The organism is Paraburkholderia sp. GAS448 (assembly GCF_050435685.1).
In the GTDB taxonomy this organism is placed as follows: Bacteria; Pseudomonadota; Gammaproteobacteria; order Burkholderiales; family Burkholderiaceae; genus Paraburkholderia.
Map to the genome: position 1 here is coordinate 63597 of NZ_JBNDKT010000014.1, position 22425 is coordinate 86021.

At 62.2% G+C, this 22425-nt stretch carries 21 protein-coding genes; 12 read left to right on the top strand and 9 right to left on the bottom strand.

The window, feature by feature from the left end:
• Positions 1-129: 129 nt before the first annotated feature.
• Entirely contained in the window at positions 130-1440 is a 1311-nt protein-coding gene (locus P3T23_RS24375) for an MFS transporter (RefSeq protein ID WP_429318689.1), read from the bottom strand.
• A gap of 133 nt (positions 1441-1573) precedes the next feature.
• Positions 1574-3121, bottom strand: a complete 1548-nt coding sequence (locus P3T23_RS24380; protein ID WP_429318690.1) for a UxaA family hydrolase — start codon at positions 3119-3121, stop codon at positions 1574-1576.
• 221 nt (positions 3122-3342) lie between these two features.
• On the opposite strand from P3T23_RS24380, the gene P3T23_RS24385 reads away from it, so the two are divergent.
• The gene (locus P3T23_RS24385) at positions 3343-4281 is read left to right on the top strand and encodes an SMP-30/gluconolactonase/LRE family protein (protein ID WP_429318691.1); all 939 of its coding nucleotides are present in this window, start codon (positions 3343-3345) and stop codon (positions 4279-4281) included.
• 177 nt (positions 4282-4458) lie between these two features.
• Here the strand turns inward: P3T23_RS24385 and P3T23_RS24390 are convergent, their stop codons facing one another.
• The gene (locus P3T23_RS24390; RefSeq protein ID WP_429318692.1) at positions 4459-4767 is read right to left on the bottom strand and encodes a putative quinol monooxygenase; all 309 of its coding nucleotides are present in this window, start codon (positions 4765-4767) and stop codon (positions 4459-4461) included.
• 222 nt (positions 4768-4989) lie between these two features.
• Here P3T23_RS24390 and P3T23_RS24395 point away from each other — a divergent pair, with 222 nt between their 5' ends.
• The 4 genes from P3T23_RS24395 to P3T23_RS24410 all read left to right on the top strand — a co-directional run bounded on the left by P3T23_RS24395 (position 4990) and on the right by P3T23_RS24410 (position 9313).
• A complete protein-coding gene (locus P3T23_RS24395) occupies positions 4990-5820 on the top strand; it encodes a helix-turn-helix transcriptional regulator (RefSeq protein ID WP_429318817.1) in 831 nt (276 codons plus the stop codon).
• A 191-nt stretch (positions 5821-6011) separates the two neighbouring features.
• Positions 6012-7370, top strand: coding sequence for an MFS transporter (locus tag P3T23_RS24400; RefSeq protein WP_429318693.1), 1359 nt, complete (start codon positions 6012-6014; stop codon positions 7368-7370).
• A 10-nt stretch (positions 7371-7380) separates the two neighbouring features.
• Positions 7381-9081 carry an FAD-dependent oxidoreductase gene (locus P3T23_RS24405; protein ID WP_429318694.1) on the top strand — a complete coding sequence of 567 codons (1701 nt, stop codon included), beginning with the start codon at positions 7381-7383 and terminating at the stop codon, positions 9079-9081.
• Positions 9082-9109: 28 nt separating this feature from the next.
• Entirely contained in the window at positions 9110-9313 is a 204-nt protein-coding gene (locus P3T23_RS24410) for a hypothetical protein (RefSeq protein WP_429318695.1), read from the top strand.
• A 21-nt stretch (positions 9314-9334) separates the two neighbouring features.
• On the opposite strand, the gene P3T23_RS24415 is transcribed toward P3T23_RS24410, so the two are convergent.
• Positions 9335-9703 (bottom strand): hypothetical protein, encoded by a 369-nt coding sequence (locus P3T23_RS24415; RefSeq protein ID WP_429318818.1) that lies wholly within the window; start codon positions 9701-9703, stop codon positions 9335-9337.
• 185 nt (positions 9704-9888) lie between these two features.
• On the opposite strand from P3T23_RS24415, the gene P3T23_RS24420 reads away from it, so the two are divergent.
• Positions 9889-10104 carry an endo-1,4-beta-xylanase gene (locus tag P3T23_RS24420; RefSeq protein ID WP_429318696.1) on the top strand — a complete coding sequence of 72 codons (216 nt, stop codon included), beginning with the start codon at positions 9889-9891 and terminating at the stop codon, positions 10102-10104.
• 493 nt (positions 10105-10597) lie between these two features.
• On the opposite strand, the gene P3T23_RS24425 is transcribed toward P3T23_RS24420, so the two are convergent.
• A complete protein-coding gene (locus P3T23_RS24425; RefSeq protein ID WP_429318697.1) occupies positions 10598-10972 on the bottom strand; it encodes a hypothetical protein in 375 nt (124 codons plus the stop codon).
• 35 nt (positions 10973-11007) lie between these two features.
• On the opposite strand from P3T23_RS24425, the gene P3T23_RS24430 reads away from it, so the two are divergent.
• The 3 genes from P3T23_RS24430 to P3T23_RS24440 all read left to right on the top strand — a co-directional run bounded on the left by P3T23_RS24430 (position 11008) and on the right by P3T23_RS24440 (position 13821).
• Positions 11008-11259 carry a hypothetical protein gene (locus P3T23_RS24430; RefSeq protein WP_429318698.1) on the top strand — a complete coding sequence of 84 codons (252 nt, stop codon included), beginning with the start codon at positions 11008-11010 and terminating at the stop codon, positions 11257-11259.
• A gap of 105 nt (positions 11260-11364) precedes the next feature.
• On the top strand, positions 11365-13119 hold the full coding sequence (locus tag P3T23_RS24435) for a SulP family inorganic anion transporter (protein WP_429318699.1): 1755 nt from the start codon (positions 11365-11367) through the stop codon (positions 13117-13119).
• Positions 13120-13344: 225 nt separating this feature from the next.
• Positions 13345-13821, top strand: coding sequence for a YqhA family protein (locus tag P3T23_RS24440; RefSeq protein WP_429318700.1), 477 nt, complete (start codon positions 13345-13347; stop codon positions 13819-13821).
• A gap of 80 nt (positions 13822-13901) precedes the next feature.
• On the opposite strand, the gene P3T23_RS24445 is transcribed toward P3T23_RS24440, so the two are convergent.
• The 3 genes from P3T23_RS24445 to P3T23_RS24455 all read right to left on the bottom strand — a co-directional run bounded on the left by P3T23_RS24445 (position 13902) and on the right by P3T23_RS24455 (position 16534).
• Entirely contained in the window at positions 13902-14147 is a 246-nt protein-coding gene (locus tag P3T23_RS24445) for a hypothetical protein (protein ID WP_429318701.1), read from the bottom strand.
• Positions 14148-14282: 135 nt separating this feature from the next.
• Positions 14283-15611 (bottom strand): LLM class flavin-dependent oxidoreductase, encoded by a 1329-nt coding sequence (locus P3T23_RS24450; protein WP_429318702.1) that lies wholly within the window; start codon positions 15609-15611, stop codon positions 14283-14285.
• Positions 15612-15790: 179 nt separating this feature from the next.
• On the bottom strand, positions 15791-16534 hold the full coding sequence (locus P3T23_RS24455) for an SDR family NAD(P)-dependent oxidoreductase (protein ID WP_429318703.1): 744 nt from the start codon (positions 16532-16534) through the stop codon (positions 15791-15793).
• Between the two features lie 335 nt (positions 16535-16869).
• On the opposite strand from P3T23_RS24455, the gene tkt reads away from it, so the two are divergent.
• From tkt to P3T23_RS24470, 3 genes are all read left to right on the top strand, one after another.
• On the top strand, positions 16870-18957 hold the full coding sequence (tkt, locus tag P3T23_RS24460) for a transketolase (protein ID WP_429318704.1): 2088 nt from the start codon (positions 16870-16872) through the stop codon (positions 18955-18957).
• A gap of 332 nt (positions 18958-19289) precedes the next feature.
• Positions 19290-20360, top strand: a complete 1071-nt coding sequence (locus P3T23_RS24465; RefSeq protein WP_429318819.1) for a DMT family transporter — start codon at positions 19290-19292, stop codon at positions 20358-20360.
• Between the two features lie 318 nt (positions 20361-20678).
• Positions 20679-21131, top strand: a complete 453-nt coding sequence (locus P3T23_RS24470) for an LEA type 2 family protein (protein ID WP_429318820.1) — start codon at positions 20679-20681, stop codon at positions 21129-21131.
• A gap of 77 nt (positions 21132-21208) precedes the next feature.
• On the opposite strand, the gene P3T23_RS24475 is transcribed toward P3T23_RS24470, so the two are convergent.
• Positions 21209-22387 carry an acetyl-CoA C-acyltransferase gene (locus tag P3T23_RS24475; protein ID WP_429318705.1) on the bottom strand — a complete coding sequence of 393 codons (1179 nt, stop codon included), beginning with the start codon at positions 22385-22387 and terminating at the stop codon, positions 21209-21211.
• Positions 22388-22425: the final 38 nt, after the last annotated feature.

The following is a 22425-nucleotide window of genomic DNA, read 5'->3' on the forward strand; positions in this document are numbered from 1 at the left end:
TCTCCAACCATGGATGCATGCTGCTGCGATGAGTGGACCGTGCATCTTGCGGGTGCGTGCGTCGAAAGATCCGGTCCTGCCTTGCTGTCCGGTTATATTGCTGCTTGCTCCTTGAACATGCTGGTGCGCTTACCTGTTGACCAGCTTCGCGGGCATCTGCGTCAGAATCAACAGCGCGGACACGATCAGCGATGCGGCGATCAGGAACAGGCTGGAGTCGAGCGAATGCGTCAGCGTCTTCAACCAGCCGACTAGCGCCGGGCTCACGAAACCGGCGAGGTTGCCGGTCGAGTTGATCAGCGCAATGCCAGCCGCGGCGCCCGCTCCGCCGAGAAACGACGTAGGCAGCGCCCAGAACATCGGCAGCGCGGTGATCACGCCGGAGGCGGCGAGCGTCAGGCCGAGCAGCGCGAGCCACGTGTTGTCCCCGGCGTACGCGCACAGCACGAAGCCGCTTGCCGCCACGATCTGCGGCACGACGACGTGCCAGCGGCGCTCACGCGTCCTGTCGGCGTGGCGGCCGACGGCGATCATCGCAATCAGCGCGCTCGCATAGGGAACGATGGTGAGAATACCGATCGTGAACGGATCGGTGATGCCCGAGCCTTTGATGATCGTCGGTTGCCAGAAGCCGACCGCGTACGAACCCATGACGATGCCGAACAGGATCCCGCACAAGGTCCATACCTTTAGCGACGTAAACGTCTGCCGTACCGACGCGTGGCTCTTCGTACGCGCTTCCGCATCGATTTCCGACTGGATGAAGTCTCGCTCGTGCTGTGGCAGCCACTTCGCGTCCTTCACCCTGTCATCGAGAAAGAAGTAGATCACCGCCCCGAGCGCCAGCGCGGGCAACGCTTCCAGAACGAACAGCCACTGCCAGCCGGCAAAGCCGCCGTGGCCCGCCAGCCGCTGCATGATGAAACCCGACAGCGGGCCGCCGACAATGCCCGCAACCGGGTTGCCGGCCATCAGGAAGGCGATCATCCTGCCGCGGCGCTGCGCCGGGTACCAGTAAGTCAGATACAACACGAGGCCAGGAAAAAAGCCGGCCTCGGCAATGCCTAGTACGAAGCGCAGCACGTAGAACATCGTCGGCGAACTCACCCAGGCGGTCGCTGCAGAGATGACGGCCCACGTCACCATGATCCGCGCGATCCAGCGGCGCGCGCCAAGTCGGTGGAGCAGCAGGTTGCTCGGCACCTCGAAGAAGAAATAGCCGATAAAGAAAATGCCGGCCCCAAAGCCGTACATCGCCTCGCTGAAATGCAGATCGTTGAGCATCTGCAACTTCGCGAAGCCGACGTTCACGCGATCCAGATAGGCGACCACGTAGCAAATGAACAGCAGCGGCATGAAGCGCCACGTTACCCGTGTGTAGATCGAATCGCTTGATGCCGCGCTTTCGCGCGCCGCTACCGCTGCGCCATGGGTGATCAAAGCCGTCTCCGTATCGATGGACTTGCTGCGGGGGGCATCGGCGCCACGTGTTCCCGTGGCTGCGCCGGGCGCCCGGCTGGCTTCAGTTGCTGCTGTGTTGCGATCCTGCGGTCCGCGCTTGAAGCGGTCCTGTTCAACTCATGATGCCGATCTGCCACGGTACGAATTCATGGTCGCCAAGCCCGAGCAATTCACTTTTGGTGCGCTCGCCCGATGCGACCCTCAGCAGCGCCTCGAATATCTCGTCGCCGGTGCTTTCGATCGATGCGACGCCGTCCAGAATGCCGCCGCAGTTCAGGTCCATGTCTTCGTTCAGACGCTGATACATCGGTGTGTTCGTCGCGAGCTTCAGCGACGGCACCGGCTTCGCGCCGAACATGGACCCGCGCCCTGTCGTGAAGGCGATCAGGTTCGCGCCGCCGGCGATCTGACCGGTCGCGGAGACCGGATCGAAGCCGGGTGTATCCATGAACACGAGGCCACTCGCACGCACCGGTTCGGCATACCGATAGACTTCCATCAGCGGACCGGTGCCGCCTTTCATGGAAGAGCCGATCGACTTCTCGAAGATGTTCGCAAGACCGCCCGCCTGATTGCCAGGACTCACCTTGCCGTTGATCTGCACGTCGCGATTGCCGGAGTACTCGTCCTTCCACCAGCGGATGCGCTCGATCAGCTTCTCGCCGACCAGGCGGGTCACCGCGCGGCGCGTCAAGGTATGTTCCACGCCGTAGATTTCGGGCGTCTCCGACAGGATCGCCGTTCCGCCGTGCCGGACGAGCCGATCCATCGCCGCGCCAAGCGAAGGATTCGCCGTGATCGACGAGAACCCGTCTGATCCGCCGCATTGCAGCCCGACCTTCAGATGACTCGCATCGACCGCTGTGCGCTGTACGCGATTGGCCTCCGGCAGCAGCGCCTTGACGGCCTCGATGCCCGCCTCGACGGTTTTCCTCGTGCCGCCGCTCTGTTGCATCGTGAATGTTTGTAGACGCGCATTGCGCTCCAGACCTTCCTCGTCAAGCAGGTCCTGCAACTGGTTGCGCTCGCAGCCGAGCCCGACAATCAGCGCCGCGGCCAGATTCGGATGCCGCGCGTAACCGGCCATCGTACGGCGCAGCAGCGCCATTGGCTCGCCACTCATCTCCATGCCGCAGCCGCTCGAATGGCTGAACGCGACCACGCCGTCCACGTTGGGATAGTCGGCAAGCCGTTCGGGTGTGAACCACCCGGCGATCTTGTGGGCGACCGTGGCGGAACAGTTCACCGTCGACAGCACGCCGATGTAGTTGCGCGTGCCGACCTCGCCGTTGCTGCGTACGATGCCGCGGAACGTCGCGCGTAGCGCCGGCGGCAGCATCTCGACCGGTCTGTAGTCGGCGCCGAACGCATAGTCGCGGTCGAACTCGCGAAATTCGACGTTATGGCCGTGGACCAGCGCGCCAGCCGCAATGTCGGTCGAGGCAAATCCGATGACCACGTTGTATTTGCGGATCGCTTCACCCTGCATGATGCGGCGTGCCGCGATCTTGTAGCCCGCCGGTACCTGGCTGCGACTGCGCACATCTTCCGAAGGAACCGGCGTGCCGATCGGAATGTCGACGCGCGCAATTACCACGTTGTCGGCAGGATGCAGCCGGATCACCGGCCCACTGATGGTCTTGCTGGACAACTCGATCATGAATTCACAGCCTCGAAGATTCCTGGGTCGCACAATCAGGCACTTTTTCGGTAATCGCTTTCTTTGATGTATCGAATCACAGATACCGATTAATCAAAACGGCCTGAATTTCAGGCACTGTAGGGGAAAAACTTCGCGAGTTCAAGAGAAAGCGCTTACTCATTTGATCTATACTGTGACTTCGCAAGACGTCCAGGCACCCCGCAAACGGAGGCAAACCCATGTGGCAGCAGGCTGAGCGCTATCCCGACCCACGCGTCATTTCCCTCGATCCGTCGTTCGATCAATACCGGGTGGCTTTCTCGGCAGTCGAGCGGCTAGCGACCGGCTATCGCTGGACCGAGGGGCCCGTCTGGTTCGGCGATGGCCGCTACCTGGTCTGGAGCGACATTCCGAACAATCAGATGCTGAAGTGGGATGAAGAGACCGGTATCGTCAGCGTGTTTCGCAAGCCGTCCAACTTCGCGAACGGCAACACGCGCGACCGCCAGGGGCGCCTCGTCACCTGCGAACACGGCCGGCGCGTCACGCGCACTGAGTACGACGGCAGCATCACCGTGCTCATGGATTCGTTCGACGGCAAGCGCCTGAACTCGCCGAACGACGTGGTCGTCAAATCAGACGGCTCGATCTGGTTCACTGACCCGCCGATGGGCATTGCGGGACACTACGAAGGCGTCAAGGCTGAACAGGAATTACCCCACTGCGTCTACCGGATCGACGGGGTCACGGGCGAAGCGTCGGTCGTGACGCGCGATCTGAAGGGGCCCAATGGTCTGTGCTTTTCACCGGACGAGCGGCTGCTGTATGTCATCGAGTCGCGCGCGGTGCCTGAGCGGCTGATCCATGTCTACGAGATGCAACCGGACGGCCGCCGGATCGGCGCGGGCCGGGTTTTCCTGAACGCGGGCGCTGGCACCATCGACGGGATGCGCGCCGATATCGACGGCAACCTCTGGTGCGGCTGGGGCATGGGGAGCGACGAGCTGGACGGTGTCATGATTGTTTCACCCGCAGGCAAACTGATCGGCCGTATCGCACTGCCCGAACGTTGTGCGAACCTTTGTTTTGGCGGCCGTGCTCGTAACCGGCTCTTCATGGCAGCGTCGCAATCAATCTATGCGGTGCATGTGAACACCCAGGGCGCCGCAGGCGGATGACGTTTCACAACCAGCAGGATTGCCGCCTTGATCAGGAAGCCGAACCGGGGCCGTGACAAACCTCTCGCGGGGCGCGCCGGATGCAGGGCGATTGCCTTCCCCTGTCATCGATCAATGATGCGCCCAGCCTCCCGCCTCCTCTGCCTGGTAACGTGGGGGCGGTGCAAACCGCCGCCTTTAGCAGGCTTGAAGCACGTTGATGATACGGCTCGCGAGCAACGGTTTCGTATTGCGTCCATATTCGGCCATATGCGCAGAGGTCGCATGCGCCTTCAACGCTTCGGGGCTTTCCCAGCGTTCGATTACGGCAAACGTGTCGTTGCCAAGCGGTGTCTGAATCGTCCCGAAGTCCGGTACGTCGACAACCGCCTCGTAGCTGATGCATCCCTCTTCCGCCAGCACCGCTGGGCGGTTCTTATTGAACAGTGCCAGCACGGCGTCGCGTTGACCGGGCTGGGTAGTGATGGTGGCAATGACATGGATCATCTGGGCAGCCTCATTTCATGTTTCGGCGCAGATCGCCGCATGCAATCATAGCTGCGTTCGGTCACGCACGCTGCCGACAATGCAGCCTGCAAGCCGGGCGATACGTTCCATGCAGCGCCCTCGGCACGCTGTTCATCCGGAATCGCCCGTTTTGACCGCCCGATCGCCGGGTGCTATGCTGAAAAATCCTTGAATTCATGGACTTCTGGCGAAAATCCGATCATGCGGTATTGGCGTCTGGACCGCCCCGGACTCACGGGGCAACTTGATCTCTCACGCGTGACGGGCCTCGTCGCGTCGATCGGGCACACCGACGTCAATGCCCTGGCAGCCGAGATACTGAAGACGCTGGGAGCGGTGGCCTCAATTTCACAGTGCACCGTATTCGCATACGAGTTCGGAAATCGTCCGCGAACCGTGTCGGTCGCGGATCATCGCGGCGGGCGCTTTTTGCGCGATGTGGCAGATACGTATGCGCGTCTCTTCTACACGCTCGACGGCAACCAGAAGATTGTCTCTGAAAGCCGTCCCGCGGCACACGGCTCAGCGCTCGTCCTGCATCAGCAGACGAGTGAGGATATTCACCACGAGGGATATCGTCTCGCGTGCTATTCGCAGCCGAACGTTTCGGACCGCCTCTCCTTGCTCGTGCAACCGGCCGACGGCATCTGGCTGTCGATCAATCTTTACCGCGACAGCGGCGCAGGCAGTTTCCAGCCCGCCGAAATCGGGTTGATTGAAGCGCTCGCGCCACTGATCAGTCACGCTGCCAGGCACCACTACGCGCTTTCAGGCCGGAATCAGCCTGGCATCCCACAGATGATGCTCGCCACGCTACGCGGTCTCTGCCCCGCGCTATCCAAGCGCGAACTGGACGTTTTGCGTGGCGTCCTCGAAGGATGTACGGCCGCAGAAATCGCCGACACGATGGGCATCAGGCCTTCCAGCGTCGTCACCTACCAGAAGCGCGCCTATCAACGCCTCGGTATCTCCAGTCAACGGCAGCTTTTCGCGCTTTGCCTCTCCCCGGGCAAGGCATCAGCATTCTTCTGACGAACCCACTCCGGTTTTCAATGCGCTTTGCGCGAGCGTCGCACCTCCTCTGTACCCAAATTGAGGACAGCGCCCCGCGTGCGTCGCTCCATACTGCGCGCAATGCCCTGGCCCGTTGCTGACGGGAGCATGTAGTCGTACCGCGCCTGTCGCGCCGCGGGCACAAAAATCCAATACCGGAGACAAACCGAATGGACCCAACACCCCGGGCCGCATCAGGCCCCATCGATGGCACGCCGCCCTCGGGCTGCGCCCTGTCGATGCAGCACGAACCCGTCGTCAGCAAGGTCTCGAAGCGCCTGCTGTGGTTCCTCTTTCTGCTGTTCTTCTTCTCGTTTCTCGACCGTATCAACATCGGCTTCGCCGGCCTGACGATGATGAAAGACCTGGGGCTCTCCGGCACCCAGTTCGGCTTCGCGACGACACTCTTCTACCTCGCCTATATCGCCTTCGGCATCCCGGGGAACATCGTCCTTGCCCGCATCGGCGCACGAAAATGGATCGGCAGCATCATGATTGCCTGGGGTCTCGCCTCCACCGCGACGATGTTCGCAACCAGTCCCGGCACGCTGTATTTTCTTCGCGTTCTCGTCGGCATCACCGAAGCGGGCTTCCTGCCCGGCATGCTGCTGTATCTGACATTGTGGTTTCCCGCGGCTTACCGCGCACGCGCCAATGCGCTGTTCATGATCGCGATGCCCGTCACGGCGGCGATCGGCTCGGCGCTTTCCGGCTTCGTGCTCGGACTGGATGGCACGCTTGGCCTCAAAGGCTGGCAATGGCTGTTTCTGCTCGAGGGATTTCCGTCCGCGCTGCTGGGCTTGATCGTCTACTTCTATCTCGACGATTCGCCGCAGAAAGCATCGTGGCTGACGGCCACAGACAAGGATGTGCTGGCGCGCACGCTCGCCGCCGAACACCGTACCGGTCCAGCGCCACAGGCGAACGAAACAGGCAAAAGTCTCCTCGCTGAACTGGCGTCGCCGACGGTGCTCAAGTTCGCCCTCGCTTACTTTTGCCTCGTCAACACGCTCGCCATGGTCGCGGTCTGGACGCCGTTGATCGTCAAGAGCTTCAGCGCCGGCGCAAGCAACCGCACGGTCGGCCTGCTCGCGGCGATCCCGCAAATCTGTACGATCGTTGCGATGATCTGGTGGGGACGCCGTTCCGATCGCCGGCAGGAACGCAAATACCACCTGCTGTTGCCTCTGTTGTTCGCGGCCGCGGGCTGGTTGTGCACGGCATGGTCTACCCATCCGGTCGCGCAGATGCTCGGTGTGTGCCTGGCGTCGGCGGGATCGTACACGGCCATGTCCATCTTCTGGACGACACCCGATCACGCCCTCAGCTTCCGGGCGAGGGCTGTCGGCATCGCGGTGATCAACGCGGTGGGCAATATCAGCTCTGCGCTAAACCCTGTGGTCGTCGGGTGGTTAAAGGATGTTACGCATAGTTTTTCGGCAGGCCTGCTGTATTCGGCGGCGTTGCTGGTGACCGGTGCGCTTGTAGTCGCTGTATTGCCGATCCAGTCGACGCGCAAGCCCGTTTAAGGAAGAGACGATGAGCGTTGAATTCAAGCCCTATCCATTTTCGGCAAAGCATTACGCCGCGCGCATACCTGAACTCGATAACGGAACCGATGCTGAACGTCGCGCCGTCACGATCGTCGGCGGCGGCCCTGTCGGACTCGCCGTTGCGCTCGGCCTTGCGAACCACGGCATCGCTTCCGTGCTGATCGAGGCCGACGACTCCGTCTGCTATGGCAGCCGCGCGATCTGCATCTCGCGACGCAGCCTCGAGATCATCGAGCGCCTTGGCGCACTCGACGGTTTTCTGAAAAAGGGCCTGCCGTGGACAGGCGGACGCAGCTTCTATCGCAATGCCGAAGTGCTGCATTTCACCATGCCACAGGACCAGAACCAGAAGCTGCCGCCGATGGTGAACCTGGCCCAGTATCACATCGAGCAGTTTCTGCTGGATGCGGCAGAAAAGAGGACCGACCTGATCGAGATCCGCTGGCAGACACGCGTCACCGCTATCGACGCGGACGCGGACGGCGCGACGCTCAGCCTTGCCACCCCCGAGGGCGACTACCGGCTGGAGTCCGATTGGGTGGTCGCATGTGACGGAGGTCGCAGCACCATCCGCGAGGCACTGGATTTGAAGCTGGAAGGCACGAGTTACGAAGGCCGCTATGTGATCGTCGACATCGAACTCGACAGTCACCGTCCTACCGAACGGCTTGCGTATTTCGATCCAGCGTCAAATCCCGGTTCGACCGTTCTGGTACACAAGCAGCCCGACAACGTCTGGCGCATCGACTACCAACTGCGCGACGGCGAAGACGCCGAACAGGCCGTCAAACCCGAAAACGTCATTCCCCGTGTGCAGAGCCTGCTGGACATGATGGGCGAGCACGGCGCGTGGGCGCCCATCTGGATCACCATCTACAAGGCTAACGCGCTGACCCTGAGGCGCTATCGCCACGGTCGCGTGCTATTCGCGGGAGATGCTGCTCACCTTGTACCGATCTTCGGCGTACGTGGCGCCAACTCTGGCATTGACGACGCCGACAACGTTGCCTGGAAACTGGCGTACGTCATCAGGCAATTCGCTTCGGAAGCGCTGCTTGACAACTACTCAACTGAACGCGTGTTTGCAACCCACGAGAACCTCAGCTATGGCACAAAGAGCACCGAGTTCATGGCGCCGCCGTCCTTCGCGTTCGACCTGATGCGCAAGGCGGTGCTGGGCCTCGCAGTCAAACATCCGTCGCTGCGCTCGCTGATCAACCCGCGCCAGACGTCCGCGATCACCTACAGCGCTTCAAGCCTGAACGTCGCTGACGCGACGCCCGACGCGTTCGCTGCGGGTCCCGTGCCCGGCGCGATCCTGCCTGAATGCCCTGTCACGATCATGAGCGACGGTCATGCGACTGAAGCGCATTTGACCGATGCACTGCATCCCGGCTTCACCGCGTTTTACTTCAGCGACAACGGCACGATTCCTTCTTCGTTCGAGAATTTCGCCCCCGCAGTCAACGGCAATGCAGTGCCCTTCGCGCTGGTTCCCATCTCCGCACGTCTGAATGACGAGGCGCGCAACGATTATGGCTGGGACCATACAGGTCAGCTTTTCACGATATATGGAGCGAAAGCCGGCACCGTGTATCTGATCCGCCCGGACGGACACGTGCTGGCGCGATGGCAGTCAGCGACGGTCGCGCAGATCGCGGCGGCCATTGACCATGCACTCTCGTGAACGCATTCGCACGAAACAGGAGAAACCCATGACCGACAGCGAACTTGACGCCGTCTATACACAACTTTGCAAGACCATGACAGAACTCGGCGAAGCGCATGCGCCTCTGTATCTCGCGCGCTTCGCCTTGCTCGCGATCGACAGGATCAGCGACGCCGGGGCCGCCATGCGTCTGGTTGCCGATGCACGAGACGGCATCACCGATCTGACGTCACCGCCCCCGGAACAATGACGTGGGCATCGATGGGGTCGGTTACCATCGCACGCGTACGTTCCTCTGTCCCCGGGCCAAAGTTGTCCGCCTCTGGACATCGTTGTAAGTTGCGGTGACCTGGTATGTACTGTCCGGCCCATTAATAAAGCAGCGCGGGCCGTCAGCCTTGAACGAGGCAACTTCCTCACCATTGCGCGAGAGCCTGACATCGACACCCGCCAGGTACTTGCCACGAGAACCCTGTGTGAATAGCAGCCCCCTGTCGAAATTTCCGGCCTGGGCGCGCATCGCCTGCTGTTCATCCTGGCCTACACCGCCGCACAGGTAGGTAATCTGGCCAACTGTGCGCGGTTCAAGATTTGCAGCCCCTGCAACTTGCCATGTCGCTGCTGCAATCGCGGCAATCATCAGCGTGGAAAGACGGGAATGCCAGGCAATCGAGCCGCAGGCGGCGGTGAGCTTCCCGGTTCCGGCGCGTTCAAGATCGAGGGTGCGCATGAGTGTCCTCCAGTAGTCGGCCCCGGAATCAATATAGGTCAAAACCAGAGAAATGGACCTCCCCAGCGAACTTCGTCAGGGTCTGCAGGCGGACATTGAAACAATCAATCTGCCTGTTCACTTTCCGTAGTGGGCCCATCAAACAACCGCACGAGTCTGTCAAGGCCGTGACGTTCTGGGGCTATTCGGACAAGCATGCCTGGCTGAGTTCGACGCCCGTGCCGCGGACCAACCTGCCGCTGCTGTTCGACGCTCACCTCCAGCCGAAAGCGGCTGACTGGACGATTGTCGATCCGGTCTACCAGCCATAACCCACCAACAGATATGGCCCGAGATCGTCACGGGTCATATCGGGTGGGTCATGTCGCCGGGATCGATGCGGGATGCGATTGCCCGCACCGGCGCGCCTACACTAACAGTTCAGTCCCCGAAGGGGTTACGGGGCCCCAAGGCGTCATCGATCGCGTGTATTGCACGGTGCATCGCCTCGCCGACCGCCTCCTGCCCGGCGAGCGGGGATCGATACCGTTCGGGCTTAGGTACAGGAGATGCCTCGCTGTTGGCGCCGCCCCTGGACAGACGCTCGATCGACAAGGTAACTGTCACCCCTCCGTCGCGATGGTCCCGCGTGCTGACGGTAATAGCAAAGCCCCGATGCTCCTGTCGCTCTTCCAAGGCAGCCCCCTTCCCTCTGAAGGAATCGTAGGATGATGGAACACCCTGTCCCGGCCTCATTGCTGGCCGGCGGCAGCATCCAGATGCTGCCGCGCGGGTGATCCGGCGAGTTCCACTCGGGAGAGAACGCTAGCCCAGTCGTTCTGCCGCGACGGACTTCGCATGCGCGACGGCGTCTTGTGCGTCAGAGAATGTACCGAGCTGGTCCCAACGCTCCTCGACCGCGTAAGTCCCCTTCATACCGAGTGCCCTTTGTATGCGCAATTGCGCCACGTACCGTCCGTCCTCCAATGGTCGAGCGGTTGCAATCACTTTGTGCGGGAGATCGGATCTCTGCGGCTGAATCAGCTCAGCCGGACCGCCCGGAACGCCGATGTCGTTCAACGCGTTGCGCGCTTTGCAGTCTGGGCAGTAGAAGCACCACCCTTCGTTCTCGCGAATGGATCTGACCTGCCCGCGGGCCAGCACCGCGCGACATTCAACGTTTTCGCAGATATACGGCATAGCTGTCTCCATGGTGGTTTGCGAGAAATCCTAGCATGACCATCAACGACCAACCATCGGCATTGTTGCCGTGCCCATTCTGCGCCCGCGAAGCCCGGATGAAGACCGGCGGCGACTACTGCGCCGCGATTTGCGTCGACCTGCCGCGTCCTGGCTATCAGATGGCCCTCGCCGTCACCTCGGGGACGGCGGCCAGATCCTGCTCGAATTCGAGCGTCCAATGCCAGGTCACGAAACTGCGCGCCATGGATAAAGAGTTAGCAACCTTCAAGGTCGTCGTTTGGTAGACTGCATCGAAATGCAAGCGACGTCCAAATTGGGAAACTGGCTCTCTCGAAGGAAGATGTCATGCGGCCCGTCAAGAAAAACATCCAGTGGGGTTGCGCCACCCCATGAAGACAGACAGCGGCGAATCCGGGCAGCCGTCGAATCGGCCCGGGCGGATGGCGCGCTGGATCACCGGCCTTGCAGTGGTGCGCGATTACCGGCTCGCATGGCTGCCACGCGACGCGATGGCGGGCGTCAGCCTGAGCGCCGTACTCGTACCGACGGGGATGGCTTACGCGGAGGCGGCGGGTTTGCCCGCCGTATCAGGACTCTACGCTTCGTTCGCGGCCCTGCTCGCGTATGCAGTGTTCGGTCCGAGCCGCATCCTCGTGCTGGGTCCGGACTCCGCGCTCGTCGCGCTGATCGCGGCGAGCGTCACGCCGCTCGCACACGGCAACGCCGCCCATGCGCTCGCGCTGGCCGGCGCGCTTGCGGTCCTGTCCGGTGCGATAGCTGTAATGGTCGGCGTTCTCAAGCTCGGCTTCGTCACGGAGCTACTTTCACTGCCGATTCGCTACGGTTATCTGAACGGCATCATCCTCACGATCGCGGTCGGGCAAGCGCCCAGACTGCTCGGCTTTCGGGCGCACGGCGAATCCTTCCTGCAGCAGGTGCGCGAACTCGCCAGCGGCATCGTTGCGGGCAGGATCAATGAAGTGGCGGTTGCAATCGGCGTTTCGGCGCTCGTGCTGATTCTCGGTTGCCGCCGTTGGTTTCCGAAGGTGCCCGGCGTGCTCATCGCGGTCGCCGGCGCGACGATAGCCGTGGCCATGCTGGATCTCGCAACGCACTCCAGTCTCGCTGTCATTGGCAGCGTACCGCAGGGCCTTCCTGCGCCGCGCATTCCGGAACTTGCCCTGACTGAATGGGTGGCGCTCCTGGGCGGCGCTGCCGCCGTCGCACTCGTCTCGTTTACCGATATCAGCCTCCTGTCGCGTACCTACGAGTTGCGCAGCGGCGCCGCGGTGAATCGCAATCAGGAGTTCGTCGCGCTCGGGCTCGCGAACATCGCGGCGGGCATCGCTCAGGGATTTGCCGTGAGCGCAAGCGGCTCGCGCACGCCGGTCGCAGAAGCCGCAGGTGCGAAGACGCAGGCGACGGGCGTCGTCGCCGCGCTGATCGTCGCCGGGTTGTTGCTGTTCGCGCCACAGGCGCTGCGAAACACGCCGCAGGCCGCGCTCGCGGCGGTCGTCATCGCCGCCTGTCTGGGGTTGCTCGAAGTTCGCGGCGTCTGGCGCCTTTATCGGCTGAGACCGAGCGAATTCGTGCAGTCGATCGTCTGCCTGATCGGGGTGGCGATGCTCGGTGTCGTCGACGGGATCGGCGTCGCGCTGGCGATTCTCGCATTCCTGTGGCGCGCGTGGCGCCCTTACACCGCCGTGCTCGGTCGTATCGACCAGATGAAGGGTTATCACGATGTCGTCCGCCACCCGGAAGCCCGCCGCATTCCCGGGCTCGTGCTGCTGCGCTGGGACGCGCCGCTCTTCTTCGCGAACGCGGAGATTTTTCGCGAACGTGTGCTGCAGGCGGTGCGCGAGGCGCCGACAAAAACCGCGTGGATCGCGATCGCGGCCGAGCCGGTCACCGATATCGATCTCACAGCCGCGGATACGCTCGCGCGGCTTCATGACGAACTTTTAGAGCTGAACGTGACCCTTTGCTTCGCAGAACTGAAAGGTCCAGTGAAGGACAACCTGAAGCATTACGGCATGTTCGAGCTGATCGGCGAGCAAAATTTTTTCCCTACCATCGGCCAGGCTGTAGATCGCTACCTGGCGTCTCATCCGGTCGACTGGCGCGATTGGGAAGACGAGCCATAACCGCAATTCGCTACCGAAAATATGGCGATCAGGATTCCAGGTTGATAATCACGTCAGGGCTGCCCAAAGGAGCGTGCTGCAATGAGCAGTCGCGGACAACATCCTGGCATTTTGAGGTGAGCCAATATGAGTCAGTGAGGTCGTGCAAGCGGCTTATAGAGCGTTTTATGAAGTCGACGATTTTCTACAACTCCCCTCAACCGCCTGCTAAGGGAGGTTCCCTTGATGCTGCGACGTATCCTGGCTTCGAGCCGCTACATCATGCTCGTTCCTGTCATCGGAACGTTTTTCGGTTCTATTGCGCTGATTTTGTATGAGGCGATAGTCTTATCCTCGAACACCGTCGATACAGTCCGGAACGGCTCTGTCTCGGGCAAGTCGGTCAAGATATTCGCCGTTGGAATAGTTGAGGCCGTCGATGTATTTCTGATTGCCATCGCTGTCTACATCATCAGTATTGGCCTCTATTCGCTGTTCATTGATGACAAGCTACCGTTACCGAAATGGCTGGAAGTCCATAATCTTGAGGATCTCAAAGGAAATCTGGTTAGCGTCGTGATTGCTGTCCTCTCAGTCCTGTTTCTGCGCGAGGCCGTCGCCTGGGACGGTGCCCGTGACATCGCCGCTTTTGGTGGCGCGCTAGCCCTGGTGGTTGCCGCCCTCACATTCTTTCTCATGAAAATTAACGTCCGGAGGGAATGAGCCCCGCGTCAGAGCCAGCGATGCGGGTGCGTCCGCTCATTCGACTCCCGCATATTCGAAGCGTCGACTCGCCGGGCGGTTCATTCCGGCGGGATGTCTAGCGGAACGACGAACATGCCGGCGGTGTAATCCATATGAAAATAGCCACAGCGCGCGTAAGCCGCAATGCGCTCGAGCCGCTCAGGCGAATGGCGCGCATCCGTGGCGTCCGGCGCCGGTTCAGCCGAACCGGAAACAGCGTTGACGTCGCGCGCTGTCCAATGCCTCCTCACGGTGCGAGCGGGATGCCGAAGGCCATCCAGGATAAGAGCCGTTGCGTTTGCCATGATTCGACCTCCATCAATTTGACCCTGTCCCCTCGAATCTAGTCATTCCAATCTGAAATCGCAAACAAGCTTTTGTGGATTGCTTCTGGACGGATGCGTCAAACCCTCATCGCATACGCCGAACGTCGCGAATGCTTACGTCCCGGTATCGAAGAAGCGGTTTGCGGGCCTTGGCAAACCAAGGTTCTCTCGCAATGTCACGCCTTCGTATTCGCGGCGGAAAATGCCACGCTTCTGCAGCTCTGGAACGACCTTATCGACGAAGTCGTCGAGGCCAGCCGGCAAATGCGAAAACATCACATTGAAACCGTCCGAGCCCTCTTCCTCCAGCCACGCTTCCATCTGATCGGCGATCATGGCCGCCGTGCCCACCATCTCCAGGCCTGAATATCCGCCGACGCGCTGCGCGAGCTGACGAATCGTCAGACCATCGCGTTGCGCCCATTCGACGATGCGTTGCCGCGCCGTGCGGCTCGCATTGGTTTCAGGTATCTCGGGCAGCTGAGCGTCGGGATCGAAGCCGGACACGTCATGCCCCAAAGCAATCGACAGCGAGGCGATGCCGCTCTCGTAGTGCACGAAAGTATCGAGCCGCGCACGCGTTTCCTGGGCCTCTTCCAGCGTGTCGCCAACCACGACGAACGCGGCCGGAAGCACCTTCAGATGATCGCGGGAGCGGCCGAGCTTTTCCATGCGGCTCTTCAGATCGGCATAGAAACGCTTGCCGTCGGCAAGGTTGCTTTGCGCAGTGAACACCACCTCGGCGGTTTCGGCGGCGATCTGACGGCCGGCTTCCGACGATCCCGCCTGTACGATCACCGGCCAGCCCTGCACCGGCCGTGCGATATTCAGCGGACCGCGCACCGAAAAATGCTCGCTCCTGTAGTTCAGCACATGCAGCTTGCCGGGATCGAAGAACGTGCCGGTTTCGGTGTCGCGGATAAACGCGTCGTCGGCCCAACTGTCCCACAGGCCTGTCACGACGTCGAAGAATTCGCGCGCGCGCCGGTAGCGCTCGTCGTGCTCGACATGCTCGTCGAGGCCGAAATTGAGCGCGGCATCGGGATTCGACGTGGTGACCAGATTCCAGCCGGCGCGGCCGCCGCTGATGTGATCGAGCGACGCAAAACGCCGGGCCACGTGATACGGCGCGTCGAACGTCGTAGAGGCTGTTGCGATCAGGCCGAGCCGCTCGGTGACCGCGGCGAGTGCGGGCAGCAGCGTGAGCGGCTCGAACGACGTCACCGTGTGACTATGCCTGAGCGCATCAACCGGCATATTGAGCACCGCAAGGTGATCGGCCATGAAGAAGGCATCGAAGCGGCCGCGCTCCAGGGTCTGCGCAAAGCGTTTCAGATGCGCGAAATTGAAATTGGCGTCGGGATAAGCGCCGGGATAGCGCCACGCGCCGGTGTGGATGGTAGTGGGACGCATGAAAGCGCCAAGGCGTAGCTGACGTGACATCTCAATGGATCTCCATCGCGCGACCGGGACGACTGCATATTATCGCCCGCAAGGCGGATCGTATTGGTGAGAGACGGGCTTCCCGCCAGTGGATTCGAGGTAGTTCAATGCGGTTTCGGTCGTCGTCATCGATGCCTGCTTATCGGTGCGACGTCACTCATACTCACATCCTCCCCCGATTAAAACGATTCGTTGAACGGCCGCAGATCGATCTCCTGTGACCACGCGCTGCGCGCCTGCTGGTGAAGGTGCCAGTACGCGTCGGCAATATCGGCGGGATTCAGCAGACCCTCCTCGCCGCGTTCGGCTACCCGCTGTGGCGCGGACGAGCGCAGACGCTCACCGTCGATGCCACCGTCGATGACCACATGTGCGACATGGATGTTCTGCGGACCGAATTCCCGCGCGAGACTTTGACTGAGCGAGCGCAAGCCAGCCTTCGCTGAAGCGAACGCCGCATACGGCGGCCGGCCGCGCAGCGACGCGGTTGCGCCCGTAAAGAGCAGAGAGCCACGGCCGGTGGCAAGCAGCGGACGTAGCGCCGCCCGGGCGAACAGGAAGCCGCCGAGTGTCGTCACGCGCCACGCCGCTTCGAACTGCCCGGCGGTCAGTTCGAGGGTCGGCGCGCGCGTCATAGCGGCGGCGTTGAATATGGCCGCTTCGAGCGCGCCGGCGTCCCCGAGCTGCCGCGCGATCGCGTCCAGATCGCTTTCGCGGGTAACGTCGCCGGGGAACGCGATGGCACTGCCGCCGGCAGCGCGGATTTCTTCGACGAGCGAGTCGAGCCGCTCGCGAGAGCGCCCCGTCACGGCGACGGTCACACCCTCGCGGGCGAAGCGACGCGCGAGCGCGGCACCCAGTCCGGCGCTCGCGCCGACGCCGGCAATCCACGCGACGCGTGTACGACCCGGTTGTTTAGTCATGGACATCTCCATTGCGTGTTGCGACCTGACATTCCGTGCGGCGGCGGCGGGCGCACGCGCCGATCTTTCAAGCCTAGGCGAGCGGCACGCAAGAAGGAAATAACGAATCGTGAAAAGTTATGTGCGTTCTTGCCGAATCAGGCTCCCTTGCCTTCAGCGCCACGCCTGGCAATCGATGACGGTGCAAATTCCGTGTCAAGGCGTTTCATGGAGAAGACGGAGCTGGCGTATCGTCCCTCCTGTTGGCGAAACATCGAGTTGCCGGTTGCGTCTCGCCTGCGTTGGTCGTCAAATGTCATGGTGCCGGCCAGCCCAACGCTCATAAGGAGAGTGACGTGACTACTTCCGAAACGCAGGAAATCCAGGAACTATGCATCAACAGCATCCGCTTCCTGTCTGCCGATGCCGTTCAGCATGCCAACTCCGGACACCCCGGCATGCCCATGGGCGCCGCTGCCATGGCGTACACCCTGTGGACGAAATTCCTCAGGTTCAATCCGAAAGACCCGGCCTGGTTTGACCGTGATCGTTTCATCCTGTCGGCAGGTCACGGCTCGATGCTGCTGTACAGCCTGTTGCACCTCACCGGCTACGACCTGCCGCTCGATGAACTGAAGCGCTTCCGGCAATGGGGCAGCAAGACGCCCGGCCACCCGGAACGGGGGCATACGCCCGGTGTGGAAGTCGCAACCGGTCCGCTCGGGCAGGGTTTCGGCAACGCAGTCGGCATGGCAATTGCTGAGGCGTGGCTCGCGGCCCGCTTCAACCGTCCCGGTCACACGATCATCGATCACTACACGTACGGCATTTGCGGCGACGGAGACCTGATGGAAGGCATCAGTCAGGAAGCCGCTTCGCTCGCGGGCCATCTGCAGCTCGGCAAGCTGATTTTTCTCTACGATCACAATCACGTCTCGCTCGCGGGCGGCACAGACCTCACGTTCACCGAAGATGTCGGCAAGCGGTTCGAGTCGTACGGCTGGCATATTCGACATGTCGAACGCGGCAACGACACTGAAGAGGTCGCCAGCGCCATCGAAGAAGCCCGGCAGCAGGCAAACCGCCCCTCCCTGCTCATTGTGCGGACACACATCGGATACGGAAGTCCGGCAAAGCAGGACAGCTTCGAAGCACACGGCAGCCCTCTGGGCGAAGAAGAGCTGGCAGCGGCAAAGAAGGCCCTCGGGTGGCCCGGCACGGAAAAATTCTTCCTGCCTGAAGACGCGGTCAGATTCTTTCACGAGGTGGGCGACAAGGGGGCGGAACACCAGGCTACATGGGAAGCGAGGCTGGCCGGCTATCGAAAGGCATTTCCCGCGGAGGCGGCAGAACTCGAACGGATGATCAGCGGCAAGTTGCCAGAGGACTGGCGAGCCGACCTGCCTACGTGGAGCACACAGGACAAACCGCTCGCCACCCGCGCCGCGGGCGGGCAGGTCCTGAATGCGCTGGCGAAGCGCATCCCCAATCTGCTGGGCGGCTCGGCGGATCTGAATCCTTCCACCAACACCGCCCTGAAGGGCCAAGGCAACTTCCAGCCGGCCGAGGCGGGTGGTCCGGCGATTCAGGGCGCGGTCGACGGTATATGGGGATACGCCGGGCGGAATCTGGCGTTCGGCGTTCGCGAGCACGCGATGGGCGCGGCTGTCAACGGATTGGCCGCACACGGCGGCATACTGCCGTTCAGCGCGACCTTCCTCATCTTCTCCGACTACATGAAGCCGTCGATTCGCCTTGGCGCACTGAGCAAGCTGAAGGTGTTTTACGTCTTTACGCACGATAGCGTGGCCGTCGGCGAGGACGGGCCCACGCATGAGCCGATCGAACATCTGGCCGGTTTGCGCGCGATTCCCGGGCTCAATGTGCTGCGCCCGGCGGATGCGACGGAAGCAGCGCAAGCCTGGGCGGTCGCTATCGAGCATGACGGGCCGACGCTGTTTGCGTTTAGCCGCCAGAATCTTCCCCATCTCGATCGCAGCCGCTCGGTCGATGGGGATGTGAGCAAGGGTGCCTATATTCTTTCCGAGGCTGAGGGAGGCAGGCCGGATGTCATCCTGATCGGCTCGGGTTCTGAAGTCTCCCTGTGCATGAAAGCGCAGGAAAAGCTCTCCGGCTACGGCGTGAACGCACGCGTGGTCAGCATGCCGGGGTGGAACCTGTTTGCCGCGCAGGATGAAGCCTACCGCGAACGTATCCTTCCGTCGGCGCTCAAGAAAAGGGTGACCGTCGAGGCCGCCGCGACACTCGGTTGGGAGCGTTGGGCAGGCGACGAGGGAAAGATAATCGGCGTCGATCATTTCGGGGCTTCCGCGCCGGGTGCGGAAATCATGAAGCATTTTGGTTTCACTGCTGAACACGTGACGGCGGCGGCGCTGGCATTGCTCAACCGGCTCGACGAAGCGAAACAGGAATATGGCGGCTAGACGGCCCACGTCGCACCCACCTCGCCGACCTGAACCTCGTCGCTCAGCTGTCTGGGAACCGGCTGGGTGCGGCTCCGTTTGCCTTGATCGTTATTGCTGGCCGGGCGACACCGGCACGTAGCGAGGCCTCTGGCGTCGAAAAAACGTCCGCGGCGGAGCAGCGACCGTCGCTGCTCCGCGAACGATGGCATGAAGCCGATCTATTTCGGCAGTTAAACCTTCACGTAAATCAAAAAAAATAATTCACGCAAAAAAAAGCGTGGCCGCACAGGCGCCAGGGAATGCGGTTTATGCTCCGCACACAGATACTGCACGACGCGACGCTTCTCCTTATGCCCACCCGCTTTCATGCTGCTTTCACCGCGCTTTTCGCAGCCGCCCTCTTTGGCGCGACCACGCCGCTTGCGAAGCTTCTGCTCGGCTCGCTGTCGCCGTTCATGGTCGCGGGCCTCTTTTATCTCGGCAGCGGCGCCGGCCTCGCGCTGACGATTGCGCTGCGCCGGATGCACGCCGTGAACCGGAGCACCAGCGCGAAACAACGCGCAAGCCGGATTCAATGGCCCGACGTTCCCTGGCTGCTCGGCGCGATTGCCGCCGGCGGCATCGCGGGTCCGGCGTTCCTGATGCTCGGCCTGAGCAGCACGCCAGCCGCCACGGGCTCATTGCTGCTGAATCTCGAAGGCGTCTTCACCGCACTGATCGCATGGGTCGTTTTTCGCGAAAACGTCGATGTGCAGATCTTTCTTGGAATGATCGCAATCGTCGCGGGTGGTGTTGCGTTGTCGTGGCATCCGGGCGCCGCCGCTTTTCCGGCCGGTGCGCTGCTGGTGGCGGCAGCATGCGCATGCTGGGCCATCGACAACAACCTGACGCGCCGTCTCTCCACGCTCGACGCGATGACCATCGCCTGCCTGAAGGGCCTCGTGGCCGGCCCGGTCAATCTGCTCATCGCGCTCAGGCTCGGGGCCACGCTGCCTCACCTGCCGGCGATCGCCGCCGCCATGCTGACCGGCTTCGCAGGCTACGGCGTGAGCCTCGTGCTGTTTGTCGTCGCGCTGCGCAATCTGGGCACGGCGCGCACGGGCGCGTATTTCTCGGTGGCGCCGCTCTTCGGCGTCACGCTGTCGCTGATCCTGTGGCCCGAGATGCCCTCGCTGCTGTTCTGGATTGCCGCCGGTTTGATGGCGCTGGGTGTCTGGCTACATATCCGCGAGCGCCATGAGCATTCGCATACGCACGAGCCGACGGAACACAATCACCGGCACCGTCACGACGAACATCATCGGCACGAACACGATTTCCCGTGGGACGGACAGGAACCCCATACGCATCCGCATCGGCACGCAACGATCGTTCATACGCACCCGCACTTTCCGGACATTCATCATCGCCACCGGCACTGACGGTTCAACGAGGTCCGCTTCATTCCACCGACGCGGCCGCCGCCGCAAGCATGTCTAGCTTCCTCACGGCTTCATCGACGATATTCATGTACGCCGAAGCACGGCGCGACGCGTGACCGCACACCCATGACGACAGCGGGCGGCTGCGCAAATGCGTCAAAAGGAGGCTCAGCGTCGATCGCGTTGCTGCCGCGCACGCGGCGAACGCACCGGAAACCGTCCGGCAGGCCAGTACAATAGCCGGGTCAATACCGGCTTTCACAGAAGGAGCCCTTCGTGGAATCACTTCGTGTGCTGAAGTCTGCCCGACTGTTGCTGATGGCGGCGTTTTCACTGGCGATGCTCGCGGGCTGCGCGGGCATGTTCGATCGCGACGAGGTCCGCGTGAACGTCGTCGGCATCGAACCGCTCGCCAGTCAGGGGCTCGAACTGCGGTTCAACGTGAAGCTCCGGCTACAAAATCCGAACGACTCAACCGTCAACTTCGATGGCGTATCGCTCGAACTCGAAGTCAACAATCAGACACTCGCGAGCGGCGTCAGCAGCCAGAGCGGCAGCGTGCCGCGTTTTGGCGAGACGCTGATCAGCGTCCCGATGACGGTGCCCGCGTTTTCGGCCGCGCGTCAGGTGATCGCGCTCGCCAACCGGGCGAACGCCGGCGACGTGCCGTTCGTGGTGCACGGCAGGCTCGCCGGCGGCGCGTTCGGCAGCATCCGTTTCTCCGACAAGGGCACGCTGCCCCTGCCGGACTTCGGCGGCATCAGCCAGTGAGCGGCAGCTTGAAATACCAAAGGGCCGGCGACGCAATACCGCGCCGCCGGCCCCCGCATCATCATGCAGTCACGCGATCAGACGACCTCGAACAACCCTGCCGCGCCCTGCCCGCCGCCGATGCACATCGTCACGACGACAAGCTTCGCGCCGCGCCGCTTGCCTTCGATGAGCGCATGCCCGGTGAGTCGTGCGCCGGACACACCATACGGGTGACCGACCGCAATTGCCCCGCCGCTCACGTTCAGGCGTTCGTTCGGAATGCCCAGCTTGTCGCGGCAATACAGCACCTGCACGGCGAACGCCTCGTTCAGTTCCCACAGATCGATATCCTCGACCTTCAGACCCGCCTGCTTCAAGAGCTTCGGCACGGCGAACACGGGACCGATGCCCATTTCGTCAGGCTCGCATCCCGCGACCGCGAAGCCACGGAAAATGCCGAGCGGTTGCAGCCCTTCACGCTCGGCGACCTTCGCGTTCATCACGACACACGCCGATGCGCCGTCCGAAAACTGGCTCGCGTTGCCCGCGGTAATCACGCCGCCCGGCAGCGCGGTGCGAATCTTCGCTACGCCTTCGAGCGTCGTGTCGGCGCGAATGCCTTCGTCGGCGGCGATCGTGACTTCCTTCGTGAACAGACGCCCGCTCGCCTTGTCTGCGACGCCGGCAAGCACTGTCATCGGCACGATTTCGTCGTTGAAGCGGCCCGCTTCGAGCGCGGCAGCAGCGCGCTGCTGCGACTGCACGCCGTATTCGTCCTGACGCTCCTTCGAGATCGAATAGCGTTTGGCGACGTTCTCGGCGGTCTGCAGCATCGACCAGTAGATTTCCGGCTTGTTCTGGCTGAGCCACCCTTCGGCCAGCATGTGGCGGTTCATTTCGTTCTGCACGCATGAGATCGATTCGACGCCGCCCGCGACGAACACGTCGCCCTCGCCGGCAATCACGCGCTGCGCTGCCAGCGCAATCGTCTGCAGCCCCGACGAGCAGAAGCGGTTGACGGTCATCCCCGGCACGCTGACCGGCAAGCCCGCGCGCAATACGATCTGCCGCGCGATGTTGGCACCTGTCGCGCCTTCGGGATTCGCGCAGCCCATGATCACGTCTTCGACGCGCGCCGGGTCGATGTTGGCGCGCGCGACCGCGGCCTGCGTCACGTGGCCGCCGAGCGTCGCGCCGTGTGTCATGTTGAAGGCGCCGCGCCACGATTTGGCAAGACCCGTGCGGGCGGTCGATACGATTACGGCGTCAGTCATGCATCTCTCCTGCTTCCAGTATGGGTGGTGGTTCGCCG